At 56.1% G+C, this 18,604-nt stretch carries 17 protein-coding genes and 3 pseudogenes; 9 read left to right on the top strand and 11 right to left on the bottom strand.

The window, feature by feature from the left end:
* The first annotated feature begins 67 nt into the window (after positions 1 to 67).
* The 3 genes and pseudogenes from LOY28_RS11085 to LOY28_RS11080 form a co-directional block, all read left to right on the top strand.
* Positions 68 to 276, top strand: a pseudogene (locus tag LOY28_RS11085) (hypothetical protein).
* Positions 277 to 587: 311 nt separating this feature from the next.
* The gene (locus LOY28_RS30070) at positions 588 to 1,094 is read left to right on the top strand and encodes a transcriptional regulator (RefSeq protein WP_408981035.1); all 507 of its coding nucleotides are present in this window, start codon (positions 588 to 590) and stop codon (positions 1,092 to 1,094) included.
* Positions 1,095 to 1,116: 22 nt separating this feature from the next.
* A pseudogene (locus LOY28_RS11080) lies at positions 1,117 to 1,305 on the top strand (integrase); the annotation flags it as partial.
* Positions 1,306 to 2,403: 1,098 nt separating this feature from the next.
* Here LOY28_RS11080 and LOY28_RS11075 read toward each other — a convergent pair.
* From LOY28_RS11075 to LOY28_RS11065, 3 genes are all read right to left on the bottom strand, one after another.
* Positions 2,404 to 2,988 (bottom strand): contractile injection system protein, VgrG/Pvc8 family, encoded by a 585-nt coding sequence (locus LOY28_RS11075; RefSeq protein WP_258613780.1) that lies wholly within the window; start codon positions 2,986 to 2,988, stop codon positions 2,404 to 2,406.
* 156 nt (positions 2,989 to 3,144) lie between these two features.
* Positions 3,145 to 3,681 (bottom strand): dihydrofolate reductase family protein, encoded by a 537-nt coding sequence (locus LOY28_RS11070; protein WP_258613778.1) that lies wholly within the window; start codon positions 3,679 to 3,681, stop codon positions 3,145 to 3,147.
* Between the two features lie 167 nt (positions 3,682 to 3,848).
* Complete coding sequence (locus tag LOY28_RS11065; protein WP_258613776.1) at positions 3,849 to 4,448, bottom strand: TetR/AcrR family transcriptional regulator; 600 nt, start codon at positions 4,446 to 4,448, stop codon at positions 3,849 to 3,851.
* Positions 4,449 to 4,597: 149 nt separating this feature from the next.
* Between LOY28_RS11065 and LOY28_RS11060 the strand changes: the two genes are divergently transcribed.
* The 5 genes from LOY28_RS11060 (at position 4,598) to LOY28_RS11040 (ending at position 9,067) form a co-directional block, all read left to right on the top strand.
* Positions 4,598 to 5,698, top strand: coding sequence for an alkene reductase (locus LOY28_RS11060; RefSeq protein WP_258613772.1), 1,101 nt, complete (start codon positions 4,598 to 4,600; stop codon positions 5,696 to 5,698).
* Between the two features lie 52 nt (positions 5,699 to 5,750).
* On the top strand, positions 5,751 to 6,539 hold the full coding sequence (locus LOY28_RS11055; protein ID WP_019649210.1) for an SDR family oxidoreductase: 789 nt from the start codon (positions 5,751 to 5,753) through the stop codon (positions 6,537 to 6,539).
* Positions 6,540 to 6,620: 81 nt separating this feature from the next.
* A complete protein-coding gene (locus tag LOY28_RS11050; protein WP_258613770.1) occupies positions 6,621 to 7,490 on the top strand; it encodes an alpha/beta fold hydrolase in 870 nt (289 codons plus the stop codon).
* Positions 7,491 to 7,557: 67 nt separating this feature from the next.
* Positions 7,558 to 8,556, top strand: a complete 999-nt coding sequence (locus LOY28_RS11045) for an NADP-dependent oxidoreductase (RefSeq protein ID WP_258614434.1) — start codon at positions 7,558 to 7,560, stop codon at positions 8,554 to 8,556.
* A gap of 349 nt (positions 8,557 to 8,905) precedes the next feature.
* Positions 8,906 to 9,067, top strand: coding sequence for a hypothetical protein (locus tag LOY28_RS11040; protein WP_018927603.1), 162 nt, complete (start codon positions 8,906 to 8,908; stop codon positions 9,065 to 9,067).
* Positions 9,068 to 9,338: 271 nt separating this feature from the next.
* Here the strand turns inward: LOY28_RS11040 and LOY28_RS11035 are convergent, their stop codons facing one another.
* Both LOY28_RS11035 and LOY28_RS11030 read right to left on the bottom strand, forming a co-directional pair.
* On the bottom strand, positions 9,339 to 9,908 hold the full coding sequence (locus LOY28_RS11035; RefSeq protein WP_082920838.1) for a DJ-1/PfpI family protein: 570 nt from the start codon (positions 9,906 to 9,908) through the stop codon (positions 9,339 to 9,341).
* Between the two features lie 153 nt (positions 9,909 to 10,061).
* Entirely contained in the window at positions 10,062 to 10,718 is a 657-nt protein-coding gene (locus LOY28_RS11030) for an HAD hydrolase-like protein (protein ID WP_018930324.1), read from the bottom strand.
* Positions 10,719 to 11,063: 345 nt separating this feature from the next.
* Between LOY28_RS11030 and LOY28_RS11025 the strand changes: the two are divergent.
* Positions 11,064 to 11,225, top strand: a pseudogene (locus tag LOY28_RS11025) (EamA/RhaT family transporter); the annotation flags it as partial.
* A 259-nt stretch (positions 11,226 to 11,484) separates the two neighbouring features.
* On the opposite strand, the gene LOY28_RS11020 reads toward LOY28_RS11025, so the two are convergent.
* The 6 genes from LOY28_RS11020 to LOY28_RS10995 form a co-directional block, all read right to left on the bottom strand.
* Positions 11,485 to 13,095 carry a gamma-glutamyltransferase family protein gene (locus LOY28_RS11020; protein ID WP_258613769.1) on the bottom strand — a complete coding sequence of 537 codons (1,611 nt, stop codon included), beginning with the start codon at positions 13,093 to 13,095 and terminating at the stop codon, positions 11,485 to 11,487.
* Between the two features lie 81 nt (positions 13,096 to 13,176).
* On the bottom strand, positions 13,177 to 13,956 hold the full coding sequence (locus tag LOY28_RS11015; protein WP_018930320.1) for an amino acid ABC transporter ATP-binding protein: 780 nt from the start codon (positions 13,954 to 13,956) through the stop codon (positions 13,177 to 13,179).
* 2 nt (positions 13,957 to 13,958) lie between these two features.
* The gene (locus tag LOY28_RS11010; protein ID WP_258613767.1) at positions 13,959 to 14,732 is read right to left on the bottom strand and encodes an amino acid ABC transporter permease; all 774 of its coding nucleotides are present in this window, start codon (positions 14,730 to 14,732) and stop codon (positions 13,959 to 13,961) included.
* Positions 14,733 to 14,744: 12 nt separating this feature from the next.
* A complete protein-coding gene (locus LOY28_RS11005) occupies positions 14,745 to 15,551 on the bottom strand; it encodes an ABC transporter substrate-binding protein (protein ID WP_007941906.1) in 807 nt (268 codons plus the stop codon).
* Positions 15,552 to 15,623: 72 nt separating this feature from the next.
* Entirely contained in the window at positions 15,624 to 16,292 is a 669-nt protein-coding gene (locus LOY28_RS11000; RefSeq protein ID WP_018930317.1) for a GntR family transcriptional regulator, read from the bottom strand.
* A gap of 1,793 nt (positions 16,293 to 18,085) precedes the next feature.
* Positions 18,086 to 18,541, bottom strand: a complete 456-nt coding sequence (locus LOY28_RS10995; protein ID WP_138867248.1) for a tautomerase family protein — start codon at positions 18,539 to 18,541, stop codon at positions 18,086 to 18,088.
* Positions 18,542 to 18,604: the final 63 nt, after the last annotated feature.

The following is an 18,604-nucleotide window of genomic DNA, read 5'->3' as shown; positions in this document are numbered from 1 at the left end:
CCTGCTGATCGTTAAAAATCCTTCACGTAAGGTGATGCTACGCTGTCCTCAAAACCGAGGATTTGCGATGCCACATTCGGACCTCCCCCCTCCCTGCTGCACAAGATCAACGAAAACCAACTCGCGCTCGAAGCCGCCATCATGGAGCTTTCCAACTGGGTCGAAGCCCGCGGCTCAGCCGACGTCGCCGACAACGTGCGCGGCGCCTTGGACACCATCGACAAGAACGAAGAGTTCATCAAGATGACGCTCGCGGTACTGATGACGCTGGAGTGAATTAGCACTGCATCTTATCGCTACCCCGCTACCACCTCGCCTCAAATACTGAGGCGAAACCGTGGATCCGTACGAAATCGAAGACACCCGCAACTGGCTGGAATGTCCTTAATCCTCCCTATCAAAACCAACGTACGTTCGATCTTTTTTAAAGATTTTACGATTGCTGAAACGTATCATCACCGAAATTAGCCGGTTTTAACCGAAATACACTCTGCATTGCACTGCGCCATCTCCGCTGACCTAGGAATTTCTCTATTTCGAGCCAGCTAGCGGAAGAGCAATACATCCAAAGAAACATCCTTACTTAGATGAATATCGATACGCCCCCCTCCAGACGACCCTCCGCTTTCGAGGCGCACGCCCCCGTTGAAAAGAGTATGTTCAACGCAATACGCGCACAAAGTTCAAATGCATGGATGCTAGTCGAGCCTCTGCGATTACTTACTAACAATGAAAAAACTATCAATCTAACCAAGATGGAGTACGCAGTACTCGACTTGTTAATAAGCAGCACAGAACGGATAGTAAGTAATGATGCCATTGCCAAAAAACTAAACAAAAACCTTGACCACTATAAGGGACTGGTGATGTGCCTCAGCAGGCTACAAGCGAAGTTCAAGAGGTCCGCTAGAGGAGATAACCTTTTCCGCTCGGTGAGAAATCGCGGCTACTGCATCGTCCAAACAATACACATTGAGAAGGACTTATCTAACAGGCATACCGCATGCGATGAAAAAACCTGGAAGCGCTGCTCGCCCCCCCCCCCCCCGCCACAGCATCTACTTGCTAGCCGATGCATCTGCCTATTGGGTTGACGTATGTAGCGGCTCTGGCACGGAGGAGGTGCCGAGCTTCCATGAAGTGCGGGCGCCGTCGCTGCACCTGTGGAAGAACGCCGGAAACGATGGACAGAAGATCGCAGGGCACGCGAGCGAGGGCATGACCAAAAACTACCAGCGGGACCACGAGAAAATCGTCCGGCCTGAGGCGATACCGGATCTGAATATCAGCGAAATCACTGGGTAGTTTTGCGTAGACCTGAAACGAGAAGGGGGACCAAGCCACTAAGCGCTTGATCTCCTCACGAAATATGGTCGGGACGGAGTGATTCGAACACTCGACCCCTAGCACCTCATGCCGGGGACTGTAACGACCTAAGCTATTGTTTTAGAACGAATATGACCACCTTTAAGAGTGGCAAAACATTCGATTTTTTGTGCTTATGCAAACGGAAACACGCGGCCTCCAGAGGAGGTTTTGCGCAAGCCACCGCAGGAGAATGACGAGGTGACATTGCGAAACTTTCTGCATCCGCTAGAACTTCGAGATGGCGTAGAATTGTCTGCCCGTCACCTCGAGGAAGGGACATGGCTGTAATCACGAAGAGTGACTTGGTGTACAAGTACACTTGGTCGGCAGATCAAGGCGACAACCCGCATTACACCGGGTTGCTGGATCGCAACAAGGTAGACCGGGACGAGGGACACGAGGTTGTACATTTTCCGACAGTAGTGCCCTCCCTTCCAGGCGTTCTGCCGACCTGAACCCCAAGCCCCTAGTTTGCCCCTGCCCTTACGCACCAGCCAAAAAACCGAGTATTCAGCGTGTTTTTTCCTCCTAAAGACCAAGCGCCGGATATGTATTACCCCTGATACATGAAAGGTTATTATTTGACGCTTTTCTAACAGAGGCACATTGCTATGATCCCGGCAAACTCCACTGCTAGAGGCTCTGAAGTGAAATTAACACCTGCTGAAAAGACCAAGTCTCGGGGTTGGGAATGGGCCTATAAAAAAATCCGGAGTTTTGGTTGCTCTCGAAGAACGGCCCTCTACAGGGCAAGCCTCTATGCTCTTCGAGGTGACTCGGGAGGTTTCTCAAGCGAGCGGAGCTTGCAAAGATTCCGACTACGGCGTTAACCAAGCTGGTCATCACCGGTACGCCATGGCTCGACCCGATCCCCCTTCGGGCTGCAGGGCTGCGGCCACAAAGACAACCCTGACTACAAGACCGGCGCCTGCAAGATCACCATCAACTGCTAAGACAAGCGTTGGAACTCCTTCTCGGGGCGGCATGGGGCCGCGTACGGTGGCCGAGTAGGTCCCTTGATCTCCCCCGACGGCCTCACGCTGGCGTCACACATTCCGCCGCCGACGATGACACCCCGCCCGAACCGATGACATGCATGACCGACTCGACCTGCCAAAGTCTGTTCGCGCTGGCGCGATGGTTGCGCACATCGATCCGCCCCTCGGCGACCATTCCAGGCGTCAGCGGCCGAGTGATGGACATGGTCGACTTGCCGCGTTGCAGCTTCTTCAGTTGCGCCGTTGCAGCTTCCTGGGCGCTCTTCTGATCCGTATGTGTCTTGCGGATGATGTAGCGCGGACCCGCCTGACTGTCGGCGTCCTCGTTGGCCTCACCGGCATTGTCCGGGGCATTGCCGTACACCGACACCGCCCCGGCGACTATGCCCGTGACTACCGGCACCTTGCGCTGCTCGGCTTCGTTGAACCAATACGCGACCACCAACTGATAGTCGTTGCGCTCTTGGATCGTGACCCGGCCGCTACTGTTTTCCGGATCACTAATCACGACGGTCGGCAGCGCCGCGCCGGTGACGGTCTGAGCCACGCCCCTGGGCACCACTACCAGGCGACCGTCGACCGGCTTCGCCACGGCGCCCAGTTCACGTGCCAAACGCGTCATAGGTTCATATCGGATTCGGCGCGCTGGTCGATATGGCTGAAAACATGCTTTGCCAGCTCCGGCGCTACGGCCGCAATGTAGCATGCTCCTTGGCCATCTTGGCGACCAGAGCGCCCAGAGCGCCCAGCGTTTTGGATCGGGTCTCCCTCCGGAAAATCAAGGAGCCAACTGATAGGTTGACTGCACTAGACCGGAAGGAAAGCATCGGCTATTTACTAGCTTCAATTCAATGTCCTGCGTAAGGGCCCCGAACAATGGTCTTCCCGACCCAATCAGCACGGGAACAGTGGTGATCACCATATCGGCGACTAACCCGTCACGCAGGAATGACTGCACCAATTGCCCGCCATCGACATAGACTCGATGCACACCTTGCCTCGCCAGTTCCGCCAGCAGGTCTGAAGGAGTGAGGTTGGAAAAACGCACTTTTCCCTCTAGCGCATTAGGCACCTGTGAATCGGCCAACTGTTGAGACAACACGATTACTGGCAGGTCGTAGAACCAAGTGTCGAAGGTCAGCACTTTCTCATAGCTCCCCCTCCCCATCACGATAGCATCCTTATCGGCGATGAAGCTCAGGTAGCCGTGATCCTCACTCTGATCATCGCGCTGCAATAGCCAGCCAATGTCACCGTCGGACCTGGCGATATAGCCATCTAGACTGATGGCGATGAAAACATGTGCAGTAGTCATAGAAGTTTCCTTATTCAGACGACGCATGACTGACCGCAAAGAGGATAGCAAAACTAATATATAGCTAAATTTCTTAGCTGGTTTTCTACAAATCCCGCTCAAATCAAATTGGTCAAAAAACTGTGTAGCGTATTTTGATCGTGCGGATAGGCGGCTCACGCTTTGAATTAATCTCCCTTCAACACCGGTTCAACTTCATCGACCGGCAACGAAGCAAACATTTCAGCGCGACAAACCTCAAGGATCTCATCCGCGAGCGCAGAATCATCCGGGCAGGCACGCGACAAAATAATCGCGCCGACAGCGCGAGACAGAAGGTCGATCATTTTCTTTCTCCCCTCTCCCTCCTCGGCATCCGGTCCCGTCGGATATTTCTCTCCCAGCGTTTGCAGGGTGTGTTCAATGCCTTCGGCAAATGTCGTTTTCACATCATCCGATTGACGCGCCGCGTCGCTGCACAACGCGGCCATGGTGCAACCGCTGCCACGTCCGTCCCGATGTTCTCGGGTCACATAGACGTTGATGAAGCCCGGAACATCGAGCGCTTGGGCGCCTGTCAGCGATTTGGCAAGACTGCAGGCCGAGGCTTCGGCCATCAGGTCGGCCTTCGACCCGAAGTGCTTGTAGAAGCCTCCATGGGTGAAACCGGCAGCCGCCATGAGATCCGCCACACCGACGCCATCAAAGCCGCGCTCACGGAACAGCTCTGAGGCCGTTTCAACGATGTGCTCTCGATTGGCCTGCGCCTGGGCCTTGGTCACTCTCACGTGCAATACCTCGTGTTTACCGGGAAATCACGCGTCCAATCATACATAGATGCTGGTCATAATCAAAACCGTTGACAGTTTAGATTTCGATCATCATCCTAATTGCACGCAACACCGATCTCCATCAACGGGCACGGAAGAAATACCAGATGACCAATCAGAATCTGTTCACCCCTTACACCCTTGGCAGCCTAACGCTGTCGAACCGGGTAGTCCTTGCGCCGCTGACACGTAACCGCGCAGGCCAGGGCTTCGTCCCCAGCGAGTTCGCGGCCACCTATTACAGCCAACGCGCCAGCGCCGGCCTGCTGATCAGCGAAGCCACGCAGATTTCCCGACAGGGCCAGGGCTATCAGGACACCCCCGGGATCTACACGCAGGCGCAGATAGACGGCTGGCGCACCGTGACCGATGCCGTCCATGCCAAGGGCGGAAAAATCTTTCTGCAACTGTGGCATGTCGGCCGCGTGTCGCATGTTGATCTGCAAGAAAACGGCGCCGCTCCTGTGGCCCCTTCTGCACTGCGCGCCGCCACCAAAGTGTTCGTCAACAACCGTTTTGAAGACGTCTCCGAGCCGCGCGCACTGGACATCAGCGAACTGCCGGGGATCCTCTCCGATTTCCGCCAGGCCGCGGCAAACGCGGTCGCCGCCGGGTTCGATGGTGTGGAGATTCACGGTGCAAACGGCTATTTGCTGGATCAATTCCTCAAGGACAGCGCCAATCTGCGTACCGACGCTTACGGCGGTTCGATTGAGAATCGTGCGCGCCTGTTGCTCGAAGTGACGGCGGCGGTTGTCAATGAAATCGGCGCGGATCGCACCGGTGTGCGCCTGTCTCCGGTTTCGCCGGCCAATGGCGTATCCAGCAGCGATCCGCAGGCGCAATTCGATTACGTCGTTGAACAACTCGACGCCCTCGACGTGGTTTATCTGCACGTGGTCGAAGGCGCGACCGGTGGCCCGCGCGACGTGGCGCCCTTCGATTTCGGCGCCCTGCGCCAGCGCTTCAAAAACACCTACATCGCCAACAACGGCTATGACCTGGACCTGGCGACTTCGAAACTCGCTGAAGACCAGGCCGACCTGATCGCCTTCGGTCGCCCGTTCATTGGCAATCCGGATCTGGTGGAGCGCCTCAAACGTGGCGCGCCGTTGTCCGCATTCAATCCCGCCACCCTCTATGGCGGCGGTGCGGCTGGCTACATCGACTACCCGACGCTGGCTGAATCGAGCGCTATCGCAAGCTGAGCCATCAGTGATCGCGCTTTCTGTTTCTCACATCCTGAAAGAGAGATAACCCATGAGCACTCGCCCTACTGTTCTCATCACTGGCGCCTCCACCGGCATTGGCGCGGTCTACGCCGAGCGCTTCGCGCAACGCGGCCACGATCTGGTACTGGTCGCCCGCGATCAGGCGCGCCTGGATGCACTTGCAGCGCGCTTGCGCAGCGAACACGACGTCGCCGTCGATGTCATTGCGGCGGACCTGACCCAACTCAGCGATCTGACAACCGTTGAAAGCCGCCTGCGCGACGACGCCCGCATCGGCATCCTCGTCAATAACGCCGGCGCCGCGCTGTCCGGTAACTTCATCGACCAAAGCACCGACAGCGTTGCGCAACTGGTCGCCCTCAACACCACGGCGCTGGTGCGGCTCGCCAGCGCCATCGCCCCACGCCTGGCCAAGGCAGGCGACGGCGCGATCATCAACATCGGTTCGGTGGTGGGCCTCGCGCCGGAGTTCGGCATGACGGTCTACGGTGCGACCAAGGCATTTGTGCTGTTCCTTTCCCAGGGCCTGAGCCTGGAACTTTCGCCTCAGGGCGTCTACGTGCAGGCCGTGCTGCCCGCCGCCACCCGCACGGAAATCTGGGATCGCTCCGGCGTCGACATCAACACCTTGAGCGAAATCATGGAAGTGGGCGATCTGGTGGATGCCGCCCTAGTCGGTTTTGATCGTCGCGAACCGGTGACCATCCCGCCGCTGCACGAAGCGGAACGCTGGGATGAGCTGCAGAGCGCACGTCAGGGCCTGCTGGGGCAAATCCGCCAGTCTGCAGTCGCCCAGCGCTACCAGACCCAACCGTGATCTTTTGGTAGCGAGCATTCACGCCGGATTCGATGCAGGCGCAGGGCACTGCATCGAACCCGGCCACTGTCCGGAGTAGCAATGAATTCAACGCAGACAAGTACGCCCTCGGGTTCACAGACGTCGTTCATCAACGCGACGAACCAGTCGATCACGGTCAACGGCATTCCCTTTGCCTATCGCGATACCGGCCCAGCAACCGATGTGCCCCTCGTACTGTTCAACCATTGGGGCGCGGTGCTGGACAACTTCGACCCCGCGATCATCGATGGCCTTGCACAAACCAGACGCGTCATTACCACCGACTATCGCGGCATCGGCGGCTCTGGTGGAAGCGCACCACTGACCGTCGGCGAAATGGCTGACGATGCCATCCAGCTGATCCAGGCGCTGGGGTTGGAAACCGTTGATGTGCTCGGTTTTTCCCTCGGCGGCTTCGTCGCTCAGGACATCGCCCTGAAGGCGCCTGATTTGGTGCGGCGTTTGATTCTGACCGGCACCGGACCAGCCGGCGGCAGCGGTATCGACAAGGTCGGCTCGGTGACATGGCCATTGATGCTCAAAGGCTTGCTGACCTGGCGCGATCCGAAGTTCTACCTGTTCTTTACTTCGACGCCCAATGGCCGTCGATCCGCCTCGCAGTATTTACAACGTCTGAAAGCACGCAAAAAAAATCGAGACAAGGGCCCGACGCCCAGCGCTTTCCTGCGGCAGTTGAAAGCCATCACCGCGTGGGGCAAACAGGCGCCACAAGACCTCAGGCGCTTGCGGACACCGACGCTGATCGTCAACGGCGACAACGACATCATGGTGCCCAGCGTTAACTCGAGTGCACTGGCAAAGCGTATCCCCAACGCACAACTGGTGATTTATGAGGATGCCGGGCACGGCGGTATTTTCCAACACCACGCTGACTTTGTGGCCAAGGCACAGGCGTTCCTCGATACCTGACAACACGGCGCAGCAACGCCGCAACACACCGGCTACCCTCCTTACAACCGAAAAGAGCTGCACCACGATGAAAGCATTTCTAATTGATCGCTATGGCAAGAACCCCGGGCGGATTGGCGAAGCGCCCGCCCCCGCAGTGAGTGCCCACGACGTTTTGATCGAGGTACACGCCAGTAGCGTCAACGCACTGGATTCGAAGATCAGCAAAGGCGAATTCAAGCTGATCCTGCCCTACTCATTTCCGTTGATCCTGGGTAACGATCTGGCAGGCGTCGTGATTGAGGTGGGCTCGAAGGTGACACGCTTCAAACCGGGAGACGAAGTGTACGCTCGCCCACCGGAAGCGCGGATCGGCACGTTCGCCGAATTGATCGCCGTGAACGAGAACGCGATCGCCCTGAAACCTGCCAATACCAGCATGGCACAAGCCGCGTCCCTCCCCTTGGTTGCACTGACCGCCTGGCAAGTGCTGGTCGAAACCGCCCAACTGAAAAAGGGTCAGAAAGTGCTGATTCACGCCGGCTCCGGCGGCGTCGGCACCCTCGCCATCCAGCTCGCCAAACACCTCGGTGCGTTTGTCGCTACAACCACCAGCACAGCGAATGTCGAATGGGTGAAGGCATTGGGGGCCGATTTGGTGATCGACTACAAACAGCAGAACTTCGAAAGTGTCTTGCACGACTACGACGTAGTGTTGAACAGTCTCGGCGCCGATGTCCTGGAGAAGTCACTCAAGGTGCTCAAGCCAGGTGGCCAGCTCATTTCCATCTCTGGGCCACCCACTGCGCAGTTCGCACAGGAGCAAGATTTGTCCTGGCCATTGCAACAAGTCATGCGCCTGCTGAGCCTCGGTATTCGGCGCAAGGCCCGCAAGCAAGACGTCAGCTACAGGTTTTTATTCATGCGGGCCAACGGCGCCCAACTGCAACAAATAACCGCGCTCATCGAGGCCGGCATCATCAAACCGGTGATTGACCGCGCCTTCCCCTTTGAATCAACGGCAGAGGCGTTGAAGTATGTCGAGCAGGGACGAGCCAAAGGCAAGGTCGTTGTTTCGATCAAATGACTAAGCCGCCTATCGATGAGTCGACCGAAGAGCCCGACAAACTTTTAGCACGCCAGCATTCTTCATCCGGGCTGAGCGAGTTGACGACACTAGAGTTGCCGAAACCGGAAGCGCAGCAAACGGACGTCGTGCCTGTAGCACCAACTGTGATCCTATGGCGCAGTTTGATGCTTAAGCAGTAGATCTCGGCCTCGCCACAGCCACCGTACAAAGCACATTCATAATCAGTTTGGCGACTCTCTCCGTAGCACAATTGACGAACCCGAGGATGAATATACGTTCATCAAAAACATTGTTCTATGCGTCTAGCCTGTGGGTTCCGACATAGTGAATACAGGAGTAACCCACCATGTTCTCGCACGAAAGCATCCCGCTGATCATCATTTTCATCATCCTGCTGCTTGGCGTGCTTACTGCCGTCCTCCATCCGGTACATGCGTTCTATAGCTGGCTTCAGAGGCGCAGGGAAAAATCATCCGTCGAGATCGCGAAAGAGGTGGATTCGCGCTGAATTTTTTTTAACGAGCCCGGCTAAGTCCGGGCATTTTTTTGAAGTTTTCGGGCCGATTCTGTTGAAAAAGTCGGCCTTGGTTTGCGCATCAGAAAAGTACGCGTCCGAGATTGAAATCCGAGTCCTGAACCTTCTGCCCAAAACACAGATTTAAATCTCAGGCACGTACTTTTCTGCCGTGGAAACCGAAGCCGACTTTTTCAACAGAATCGGCCAAGAGCGGACACTCGAGCGCATCACCTGGTTGGCTGTTTTTTTCAGGACGAAGCGGTCACCCGTGTTCTGCTGCCAACATTGACCTGAATTGAGAAATGATCTCTGAAGATAACCCGGCAGCTTCGAACACTGCGCAGGTAAAGCTAACGGGTGCAGGACCTGGCGCAGTTATGATGCGGTCAGCAACCACAGCTACTGGACTGCTTCGATAAAGCGAGGACCCTTCATAACCTGCGGCATTCTGTTGTAAAAAGTCAGCGCTGTTCGAGGTATGAGAAACCGTGTCGAGAAGCCCGGCTCTCGCAAGTGCCAGCGTTCCCCCACAGATACCGGCAATTGTCGCGCCACTTGAACGACTAGTATGAAGAAAGTCCCGAATATCCGGTGCATCTGCACGTTCCCAGATCATTCCACCGATGACGACAACAACGTCCGGTTTCCAGTCCAGGCATTGTTGCAAGCTGCAATTCACAGTTACTGCCAATCCACCCTGCGAGCGGAACTGTCCCGTAGTAGAGGCGAAAAACCTAACGTCGATCCCGTAGAACGGGGATGCGGTTCCTGCAATGAAAGCATATTCCCAGTCCGCAAAACCGGGTGTCAGTATCAATCCCACGCGTGCCATCAGTCAGAATCCTCCATGAAAACGAATAACATAAAGCGACAACACATAGGTCTCAACGGCTGCCTTGGGTCGAAAGTTTCCCCTCACCACTGACAGCTTTCGGCCAGAGGCTGGTTGTTGAAATCGGCTGAAATCGCCACTCAATGGTCAAGCCTATAAACTTGCGGATGACTCAAGGTGCGTATCACTTCCTGCCAGTCGCCGTAATTCGCTCACATCGGCGAACCACTCATGGGACTGAAGACTGTGGAATGCATCATATGCTCCATACCCCCAGGCGACCGCACCAAAGGCGATACCGGCAGTCGCAGCTGCTTCACCATCCGTAGGTTGGTCGCCGATGTAGATAACTTCCTCTTGCGCCACGTCGAATTTGCGCATGACACGGCGCAAGCGAGACGCCTTGCCGAAAATGGAGGCGCCGCACTCGAAGGCCCGGATATGTTGACAGCTGGAGCCCAAAATTTGCTTGATATTTTCTTGGGAGTTAGAAGATACCACCGCCAGAATCAGTCCTCTCTCGTCAAGATGGGCGAGGGTATTTGCAATGTTATTGAACAGTGGGATCGAGCTTCGATGTTTCTTCATCAAGCTCATGAAGGTTCGCGCCACCAGAGGCAACTTCCAGCGAGGCATTCCGATATGAGCCATGATCTCCCGAGCCCCCTGCTTGCGCAAACCGTCCAACTCTTGCGGGTGAATTCGACTGAATGCGTGTCTGTCAGCAACCTGGTTGAACACTGAAACAAAGAACGGAAAGGAATCAGCGAGCGTGCCGTCAAAGTCGAAAATGGCAAGCCGGTATGACATGTAAAAGCTCCTTCCTGTAGTGGTGGCAGCCGAGTCCGGGCGGCTGCTTGTGCTGGGCGATTGATTCACCCGATTGGTGGGAAAGGCGCATTATCCCTGCTCCGGAATCTGCCCGGAAGGAGTAAGTGGCTTAACGCTGTTGCCGTATCTGACTACCTTCAAGGCTCGCCGAGCATATTCCGATGATTGCCAAGGCCAAAGTCGTTTTTCTCGCCACCCGCAATCACCTCAACCATCCGCTTCAGCACTCCTTCACGGCGATGCATGGGAGTAAACGTCCCATCGATGTGGGGCGGCATTCTATCGAACGACAAATCAGCGACAGGGATCGTCATCAATGCAATGCTGACCGAGCCGTTGTTCGCCGCGCTGCTGACGTTTGTGGTGCTCAATGAAGTACCGCGCGAAAGCCTGTACGCAGGGGCAGTACTGATCATCGTCGGCCTGTGTTTTTCCAATGAGCTGATCCGCTTGGGCAGCAAAGCATCCGTCCCTTCGACCGAGTGAGCTATTTTCGGATCCTGATTGCTTTAGCAATCAGTGGTTTTGAAGTGTTTTCAGGGCTTTGGCGTTTCTGGGGATGCGAGCGAGCAGCCCCTCTAAGCCCCAGCAATCTCCACTGAACCTACCGCGCCCCAACCACGTCCAGTCGAAGAAGGCTAGAGAACACGCGAGGCCACGCTGTGCATCAGTTCCGCGCACGGATGCACAGCGTATTTTTCACGCAGAAGAGACCGAGTCGTCTTCGTTTGTTTTCAGCTACCCGTTACCACACAGCAATATGGGAATCGGCCCGCGGCTCGGTGCCGCCGCACAACACACCGGTGTCCGGGTCGCGGATGATGATCTGCCCTCGGCCATAGTTGATCAGGTCGCAATCGACCTGAACCTTATGTCCGCGCCGGGCCAGCGAAGCGGCCAAGTCCCTCGACGCCCCCTGCTCGATGCCGACTCTCATGCCTCCCAGCCATTGCCATCGCGGTGCGTCCAGCGCAGCTTGAGGATTGAGACCAAAATCCACCAGGTTCATGACCATCTGCACATGGCCTTGGGGCTGCATGTAGCCACCCATGACGCCGAACGGTCCCACCGGCGCGTCACCTTTACTGATGAAGCCAGGAATGATGGTGTGGAAGGTCTTTTTGCCCGGTGCCAGGCAGTTGGCGTGGTCAGGGTCGAGACTGAATTCCTGCCCACGGTTCTGCAAGGCGATGCCGCTGTCTGGCAGCACCACGCCAGAACCGAAGCCGTGGTAGTTACTCTGGATGAAGGACACCATATTGCCCTGCGCATCTGCCGTGGCCAGGTACACCGTACCGCTGGCGTGAGGATCGCCGGGATCAGGTTGCTGAGCCTGATCAACGATCTGTTCACGGCGTTGGCTGCTATAGGTGTCGCTGAGAAGATCAGCCACCGCCACACGCATGTGCAGCGGATCGGTGATGTAATGCAGGCCATCGCTGTAGGCCAGCTTCATGGCTTCCAATTGACGATGCCAGGTCTGCTGGCTGTCTCGGTGATCGAAGTCGAAACCCTGAAGGATTTTCAGGGTCATCAGGGCCACCAATCCTTGCCCGCTTGGAGGGATTTCCCACACATCGTAGCCGCGGTAATTGATGCTGATCGGGTCCACCCATTGGGCGCGATAGTCCTGCAGGTCGCTGGCTCGCAGGTAGCCGCCGGTGGCGCGGGAATGGGCATCCAGCCGCTGAGCCAGAGCGCCGCGATAGAGGCTTTCGCAAGTGCTGTCCGCCAGTTCTTCCAGCGTTCGGGCTTGCGCCGGGTTGCGGAATAATTCACCGGCCTTTGGCGCACGGCCATCAATCAGGAACGTGTCGAACCAGGCGTCTAGCACCGGGTCTCGATGGGGGCTGAATTCATCCAGAGCAGTCTGCCATTGTCGGGCGACCACCGGCGACACTGGGAAGCCCTCCCGGGCCAGAATGATCGCGGGCTGCAGCAACTCGGCAAAGGGCAGCTTGCCGAACCGTCTGGACAACTCCGCCCAGGCCGAAGGACAACCGGGCACCGTGACCGGCGTCCAGCCATAAAGCGGCATCCGCTCGTGACCACACGCCTTGACTGCATCGATCGTCAGTGCCGCCGGCGCTTGGCCGTTGCCGTTCAGTCCGTGCAATTGGCCTTTGCTCCAGACCAGAGCAAAGGCGTCGCCGCCCAAGCCGCAGCCGGTGGGTTCAACTACCGTTAGCGCCGCCGCTGTAGCGATCGCGGCATCAATGGCATTGCCGCCGTTGCGCATGATTTCGATGCCGGCCTCGGCGGCCAGTGGCTGTGAAGCCGCGACCATGCCACGGCGGGCAAACACACTCTGACGTTGCGACGGATAGGGATATTCGTGGGCAGAAAATTTCAACATGGCAAAAGCTCTTCCAAACAAAGATTCAATGGCCGTAGGTATCCGGTTCCATTGCCGGGTAAAAAACCCTGACTGAGAAGGTCACAGCACGCGACTGAGAAAGGCCCGAGTTCGCGGGTGTGTCGGTCGACTGAAGATCTGCTCCGGCGGACCCTGCTCAATCAGTTCGCCCTGATCGAGAACCACCACGCGATCAGCGACTTCCCGGGCAAAACCCATTTCATGGGTGACCACTACCATGGTCATGCCGTCATCGGCCAACTGCTTCATCACCTGCAGGACCTCGCCGACGGTTTCCGGATCCAGGGCGCTGGTGGGCTCGTCGAACAGCATGGCTTGAGGTTTCATCGCCAGCGCCCGGGCGATCGCCACGCGCTGCTGCTGTCCACCGGACAACATCGACGGGTAATGCATGGCCTTGTCCGCCAGACCGACCCGGGCGAGCAAGGCCCGGGCCTGTTCCAACGCTTCGGCGCGTGGCACGCCGAGCACCTGGATCGGTGCCTCAATGATGTTTTCCAGCGCGGTCATGTGGGGGAACAGATTGAAACGTTGAAAGACCATGCCGATGTCCCGACGCTGGCGAGCGATGTTGCGCTCGGAGTCGCGCACCAGGCTGCCGTCGGCGCGCTCGCGATACCCCATGGAGCGACCGTTGACGCGTATGCGCCCGCCTTGAATGTCCTCCAGCAGATTAATGCAGCGAATGAAGGTGGTCTTGCCTGAACCCGATGCACCGATCAACACCACCACTTCACCGCGCCGCACCTGCAAGGAAATCCCCTTGAGAATCTCCAGGTCGCCAAAAGACTTATGAATGTCCAGGGCCTCGATAATCAGTTCTTCACTTTTGTGCGCCATGCTTAACGCCCTCTCAGCAATTTGAGCGTGCCGCGGCCAAACATGCGACTGCCGGCCGCTGGCGGTGCGGGTCGATCGGACTGTCCGAAACGCGCTTCCAGCCAACGCTGGAAGAAGCCCCAGAGGGTGGTCAGCAGCAGGAAATAAATCGCCACCACCAGGTACAGTTCAAATACCCGGAATGTCGCCGACGTGACCATTTGCGTACTCAGCAGCAACTCCTGCACGCCAATCACGCTGACCAGCGTCGTATTCTTGAGCATCACGTTGAATTCGTTGCCCAACGGCGGAACGATGACCCGGAACGCCTGAGGCAAAACGATACGCCGCATCAGTTTGGCGAAGGTCATGCCCAGCGAACGCCCAGCCTCATACTGTCCCTTGTCGACAGCGCCGATCCCGGCACGAATGATCTCGGCCATGTAGGCACCTTCGTTCAGGCCCAGGGCGATGATCGCTGCCTGAATATTGCCCGGCACCACCAAACCAAACAGTTCCACGTCCTCGAAACGGAAGATGCCGCCGGCCGCCAATGCGGTATAGAGAAAAACGATTTGCACCAACAGCGGAGTGCCGCGCATCAGCCACACATAGAACCGTACCGGCAGGTTGAGCAACGGGTTGCGCGACAGACGCATCAGCGCCGCTGCCAGCCCAAGCACGCAGCCCAACACCATTGCCAGCACACTGATCAGGCAGGTCAACCAGAGCCCAGTGAGGTACACCCCGCTGGGCTGAAAAAGGTATTGCCAGAACACATCCCAATTGAAATTCATCGAGCGCTCGCCTCAGTCGAGTGTGTCGCTGGAAACATGCCATTTGCTCAACAACTGCACATAACTGCCGTCACTGCGCATGTCACTGATGATCTGCTGTACTGCGGTGGTGAGCTGGGAATCATCCTTGCGGGTCCCTAAACCCGTGAGAATCCGGCTGAAGGCTGGCACCCCCTCCTCGAATAAATCAGGCGCCATTGCGGCGTAGTAACCTGCTGTTTCTACGGTGGTGCCGTAAGCGTCCACCTGACTGATACGCAGCGCCTGGAAGGCGTCAGTGTCACTGTTGTAAACCACCAGTTTCATCGGTGTCTTGCCAGCCTTGGTGAGCTTTTCATTCTCGGCGTCCAACAAGGTTTTGATCGTGGAGCCATTGAGCACTGCCACCTTGTGCCCAGACAGTCCATCCAGGGTTTTGATGCCCTTGGGATTGCCTTTGGGAACGACCACTGACTGGCTGGAATACATGTAGTTGACGATGTCGATCACTTCCCGGCGTTCGGGCTTGTCGAACAGCTGATCAACGATCATGTCGCACTGCTGGGCGAGCAATGCCGGCAGCAACCCGGAGAATGGAATGACCCGCCATTGCACCGGTTTGTCTCCCAGCCGTTTGGCGATTTCCAGCCCCAGATCGACAGTCAGGCCCCTGGGTTTTTGCGCCTCATCGAAAGACACCAAGGGTGGCGAGTCCATGCCCGAGCAATACGTGAGTTTTTCGGCCTTTTGCAGTCGTTCCGGCACTTGGGGCGTGGCGAACGCCCACTGTGCGCAGAGTCCCAGGGATACAGCAGCAAGCAACACACGGCGTTTATGCATGACCAGACACTCCAGTTGTTTAGTAACGGGGCAGTACTCAAAGTCAACACACGGTCGGGCTCGAGCCCGATTCTATTTTTCCGATTGCAGGAACTGAATCAGCGCCGGCACTGTGCCCTCGATGTGCTGACGCACCACCGACTCGGCCTGGTCGGCATCGCCTGAGCGAATGGCATCAAGAATCACCGCGTGTTCCTGGCGGGCACTCAAGGGCTTTTCACCGTGTTGCAGCCACAGGCGCATGGGCGCCTCGATCAACGAGTACAGGGCCGAGATTTGCTTCATCAAACGCGGACGGCCGCTGAGGCTGCACAGGTATTCATGGAAAGCCCGATGACGGCTGACCCATTCAGCGCTTTCGTCGCGGTAGTCATCCATCTCGTCCAGCATGCGTTCCAGAGCCGCCAGCTGACGCTCACCGATCTTGGCCACGGCGACGCGGATGGCCAGGCCCTCGAGGGCACTGCGCATCTCGAAGACTTCGTGCAGTTCGTCGATGTTCAGGCCGCTGACTATCGCCCCGCGGTTAGGCCGCAAGGTCACCAGGCCTTGAGCATCGAGGCGTCGGAAGGCTTCGCGCACTGGCATGCGGCTCATGCCGATCTCAGTGGCGATGTCCTCGGCGATCAACCGGTCGCCTTTGCGGTAACGACCGCCACAGATCGCTTCCAGCAGAAAGTTGTAAGCCTCCTCCTCGGCAGTCAGGGGCTGACGCTCAATGTAAGCGGGAGCGAATTGCATAAAGTCACCCTTTGCAGTTTTGTATCCAATTATCCATAGATTCAAAAAAGCAGAAACCGTGCCAGGCTGCGTAGCACTGCTTCAAGCGCTTAATTGGAAAGGATTTTCGACTCAAGAGACGCTGATCTATAGATCAGCGTGGTACTCACCGTGCGCTACGAAATGGCCCAGTGCGCCCCAAATGGGTGAAAAATGGTACCCAGGTAACAAATCATTTCGCCGAATGCCCCCAAAGCCCTTGGCGCGTTCTCTGAGTAATTGCACAGACTTGCCCACCCATTTACATTCGGCCTGACCTGTCATTTGCAACGGATCTGACCAGCGCATTTCGCGGACATGACCGGCAGAGAATGGCCCAAAGCTGACCCCTCAGGATTTCGTACTCTCAGACCCCATCCGCGAATTTGCACACCACTGATGACATATTGGTACGTCTGGAGAGGGGCATGACCACCACGCAAAAACTGACTCAAACAACGCTATGTGCATTGTCAGATCAACCAAAGGTTATGGTTTGTCATGAAATGAAAAAGCGCTGTCGCCAAATGAAAGGCTGGCGCGCGCCCCGTCTATAAACTCCTCCTCAAGCCTGCGCAGCAAGCCCAGGGCTCTCACGGGTGCGAAACACCTATGGAGAAATCCACGCATTTCCCACGAATGGAGAAGAGACAATGAGTGAGCGGTCGATCAAGCCACGGCTGATCGATACATCCTACGATTACCTGCTTCAACGTTGAATCTGGATAATTAAGAGTTTTAAAAAACTAATTCCATTAGTAAGCGCTTAATGTCCAACCTACAAATATATTACTGAAAACCCACGACCTACTGTGCACTCACCTTAATAGAACTCACACTTAAAAATACGCCCCTAGAACTACATTGCGGAAGACAAAAATAAGTAATGTTTTTGCGATTTGTTTTTTGTTGCATTCATGAATTTTATAATCAGAAACCATGACAAAACTTGCAGAGACATCACTTCAACACCCTCAATGCTGGAAGCTCGATATAAATAATCGAATCTTATTCGACGACGCCATTCAAATACACTTAACAAATATTGAGGGCATCATTGTAAAAAACATGCTCCTCAAGGAGGAACGCGTAATCAGTAGAGCAGAGCTAATTAGTAGTATTGGGAGAGATCCTGAGCTCTATCGCGGCCTGGAGATGAGTTTGAGTAGACTGCAAATAAAATTCAAGAAAAACGCAGGAGGACGGCATCTCTTTCGCGCAGTCAGAAATCGCGGCTACTGCCTCACTCAAGCCATACATATTAATGGGGAGCCGTCTCGGGAATTTACGTGAGGTAAGCGGCAATACACCCCTCGCATGGTCATATGGCTGATGATGACTAACGAACTTATGAATTTAGGGGTGGCCGTGGGCGCAGCGTTCAAGATGAGTGAGTTCACTTTTTACGATTGACCTTGCGCTTTGATACTGGTGTAGCGGCGTTAAAAAACTGTCGCATAACTTCTAAGTTATGCGACGACTCACTCGGGCTTGACAGCAAAGGCTTTGTGATATCACGTGAGTCTGTCGCAGGTTCTCAATTATCTGCGACATGAAATGTGATAGATGTGACATTGAGAATGTTGGAATGTTAATCCGATATGCTCGTCCCCCACTCCAGGCAAAAATCTGGAGCCGCAGCAAGGCCTGCTGGCGAGTTTGTATCTGTCACGGTTGACCGGAAATGGCCGTTTTCAGCCGGCCGCGACCGACTGAAAACGCCCTATAGCAACCACTCGCAGTGGTGCGACAAATGTCCTGCGAGCTGTAATACCTTACTGCTCCGCCTGCCCTTGCAGATGTCGGTACCCAGCCGCCTGAATGAAATCGGCCAAATGCCAAATCGCTCCGTTGGCTGCCCAGAAGCCATCTCTGACTTCATCAAGGATGATCGAAGTCATGATGATCCGCAGGTCGTCCGCTGCTTGCGACCGGGTTACTGCTTGATGCAAACGCTGCACATAGTCGCTTCGCATGGCCTCATTCAGCACACCGCCGGGGACCTTAACCTGCACAATGCAGGGGATGGCTTGAGCGCTGATATCCACTGCGCCGCATGTCCAGGAGCCAGAAGCCACTTCGTCAATGAGAGTCCAGCACAGGCCCCGTTGACGTGGATCGTCGCCGATTTGCTCGACCGCGATGGCCACTTTCGTAATCTCTTCGCACAGCAGTGCCCGTTGTTCGCAAGTAAAAGAACCTTGAGGCACCTTGATCAGGATATTTGGCATACGGGTTAACGCTCGATGAAATGGAAGCGTTATTAAGTCAGCCCTCGACCACTGCAACCAGCG

Source organism: Pseudomonas sp. B21-017, from assembly GCF_024749245.1.
Classification (GTDB): domain Bacteria; phylum Pseudomonadota; class Gammaproteobacteria; order Pseudomonadales; family Pseudomonadaceae; genus Aquipseudomonas.
This window is presented reverse-complemented; position numbering and strand designations above follow the sequence as displayed.

Coding starts and splice junctions, on each gene's coding strand:
- LOY28_RS11045 (WP_258614434.1), top strand. CDS start 7,558: ATGAAAGCATTTCTAATTGATCGCTATGGCAAGAACCCCGGGCGGATT.
- LOY28_RS11040 (WP_018927603.1), top strand. CDS start 8,906: ATGTTCTCGCACGAAAGCATCCCGCTGATCATCATTTTCATCATCCTG.
- LOY28_RS11050 (WP_258613770.1), top strand. CDS start 6,621: ATGAATTCAACGCAGACAAGTACGCCCTCGGGTTCACAGACGTCGTTC.
- LOY28_RS11070 (WP_258613778.1), bottom strand. CDS start 3,681: ATGACTACTGCACATGTTTTCATCGCCATCAGTCTAGATGGCTATATC.
- LOY28_RS11035 (WP_082920838.1), bottom strand. CDS start 9,908: ATGGCACGCGTGGGATTGATACTGACACCCGGTTTTGCGGACTGGGAA.
- LOY28_RS11030 (WP_018930324.1), bottom strand. CDS start 10,718: ATGTCATACCGGCTTGCCATTTTCGACTTTGACGGCACGCTCGCTGAT.
- LOY28_RS11020 (WP_258613769.1), bottom strand. CDS start 13,095: ATGTTGAAATTTTCTGCCCACGAATATCCCTATCCGTCGCAACGTCAG.
- LOY28_RS11005 (WP_007941906.1), bottom strand. CDS start 15,551: ATGCATAAACGCCGTGTGTTGCTTGCTGCTGTATCCCTGGGACTCTGC.
- LOY28_RS11015 (WP_018930320.1), bottom strand. CDS start 13,956: ATGGCGCACAAAAGTGAAGAACTGATTATCGAGGCCCTGGACATTCAT.
- LOY28_RS11010 (WP_258613767.1), bottom strand. CDS start 14,732: ATGAATTTCAATTGGGATGTGTTCTGGCAATACCTTTTTCAGCCCAGC.
- LOY28_RS11075 (WP_258613780.1), bottom strand. CDS start 2,988: ATGACGCGTTTGGCACGTGAACTGGGCGCCGTGGCGAAGCCGGTCGAC.
- LOY28_RS11000 (WP_018930317.1), bottom strand. CDS start 16,292: ATGCAATTCGCTCCCGCTTACATTGAGCGTCAGCCCCTGACTGCCGAG.
- LOY28_RS30070 (WP_408981035.1), top strand. CDS start 588: ATGAATATCGATACGCCCCCCTCCAGACGACCCTCCGCTTTCGAGGCG.
- LOY28_RS11060 (WP_258613772.1), top strand. CDS start 4,598: ATGACCAATCAGAATCTGTTCACCCCTTACACCCTTGGCAGCCTAACG.
- LOY28_RS10995 (WP_138867248.1), bottom strand. CDS start 18,541: ATGCCAAATATCCTGATCAAGGTGCCTCAAGGTTCTTTTACTTGCGAA.
- LOY28_RS11055 (WP_019649210.1), top strand. CDS start 5,751: ATGAGCACTCGCCCTACTGTTCTCATCACTGGCGCCTCCACCGGCATT.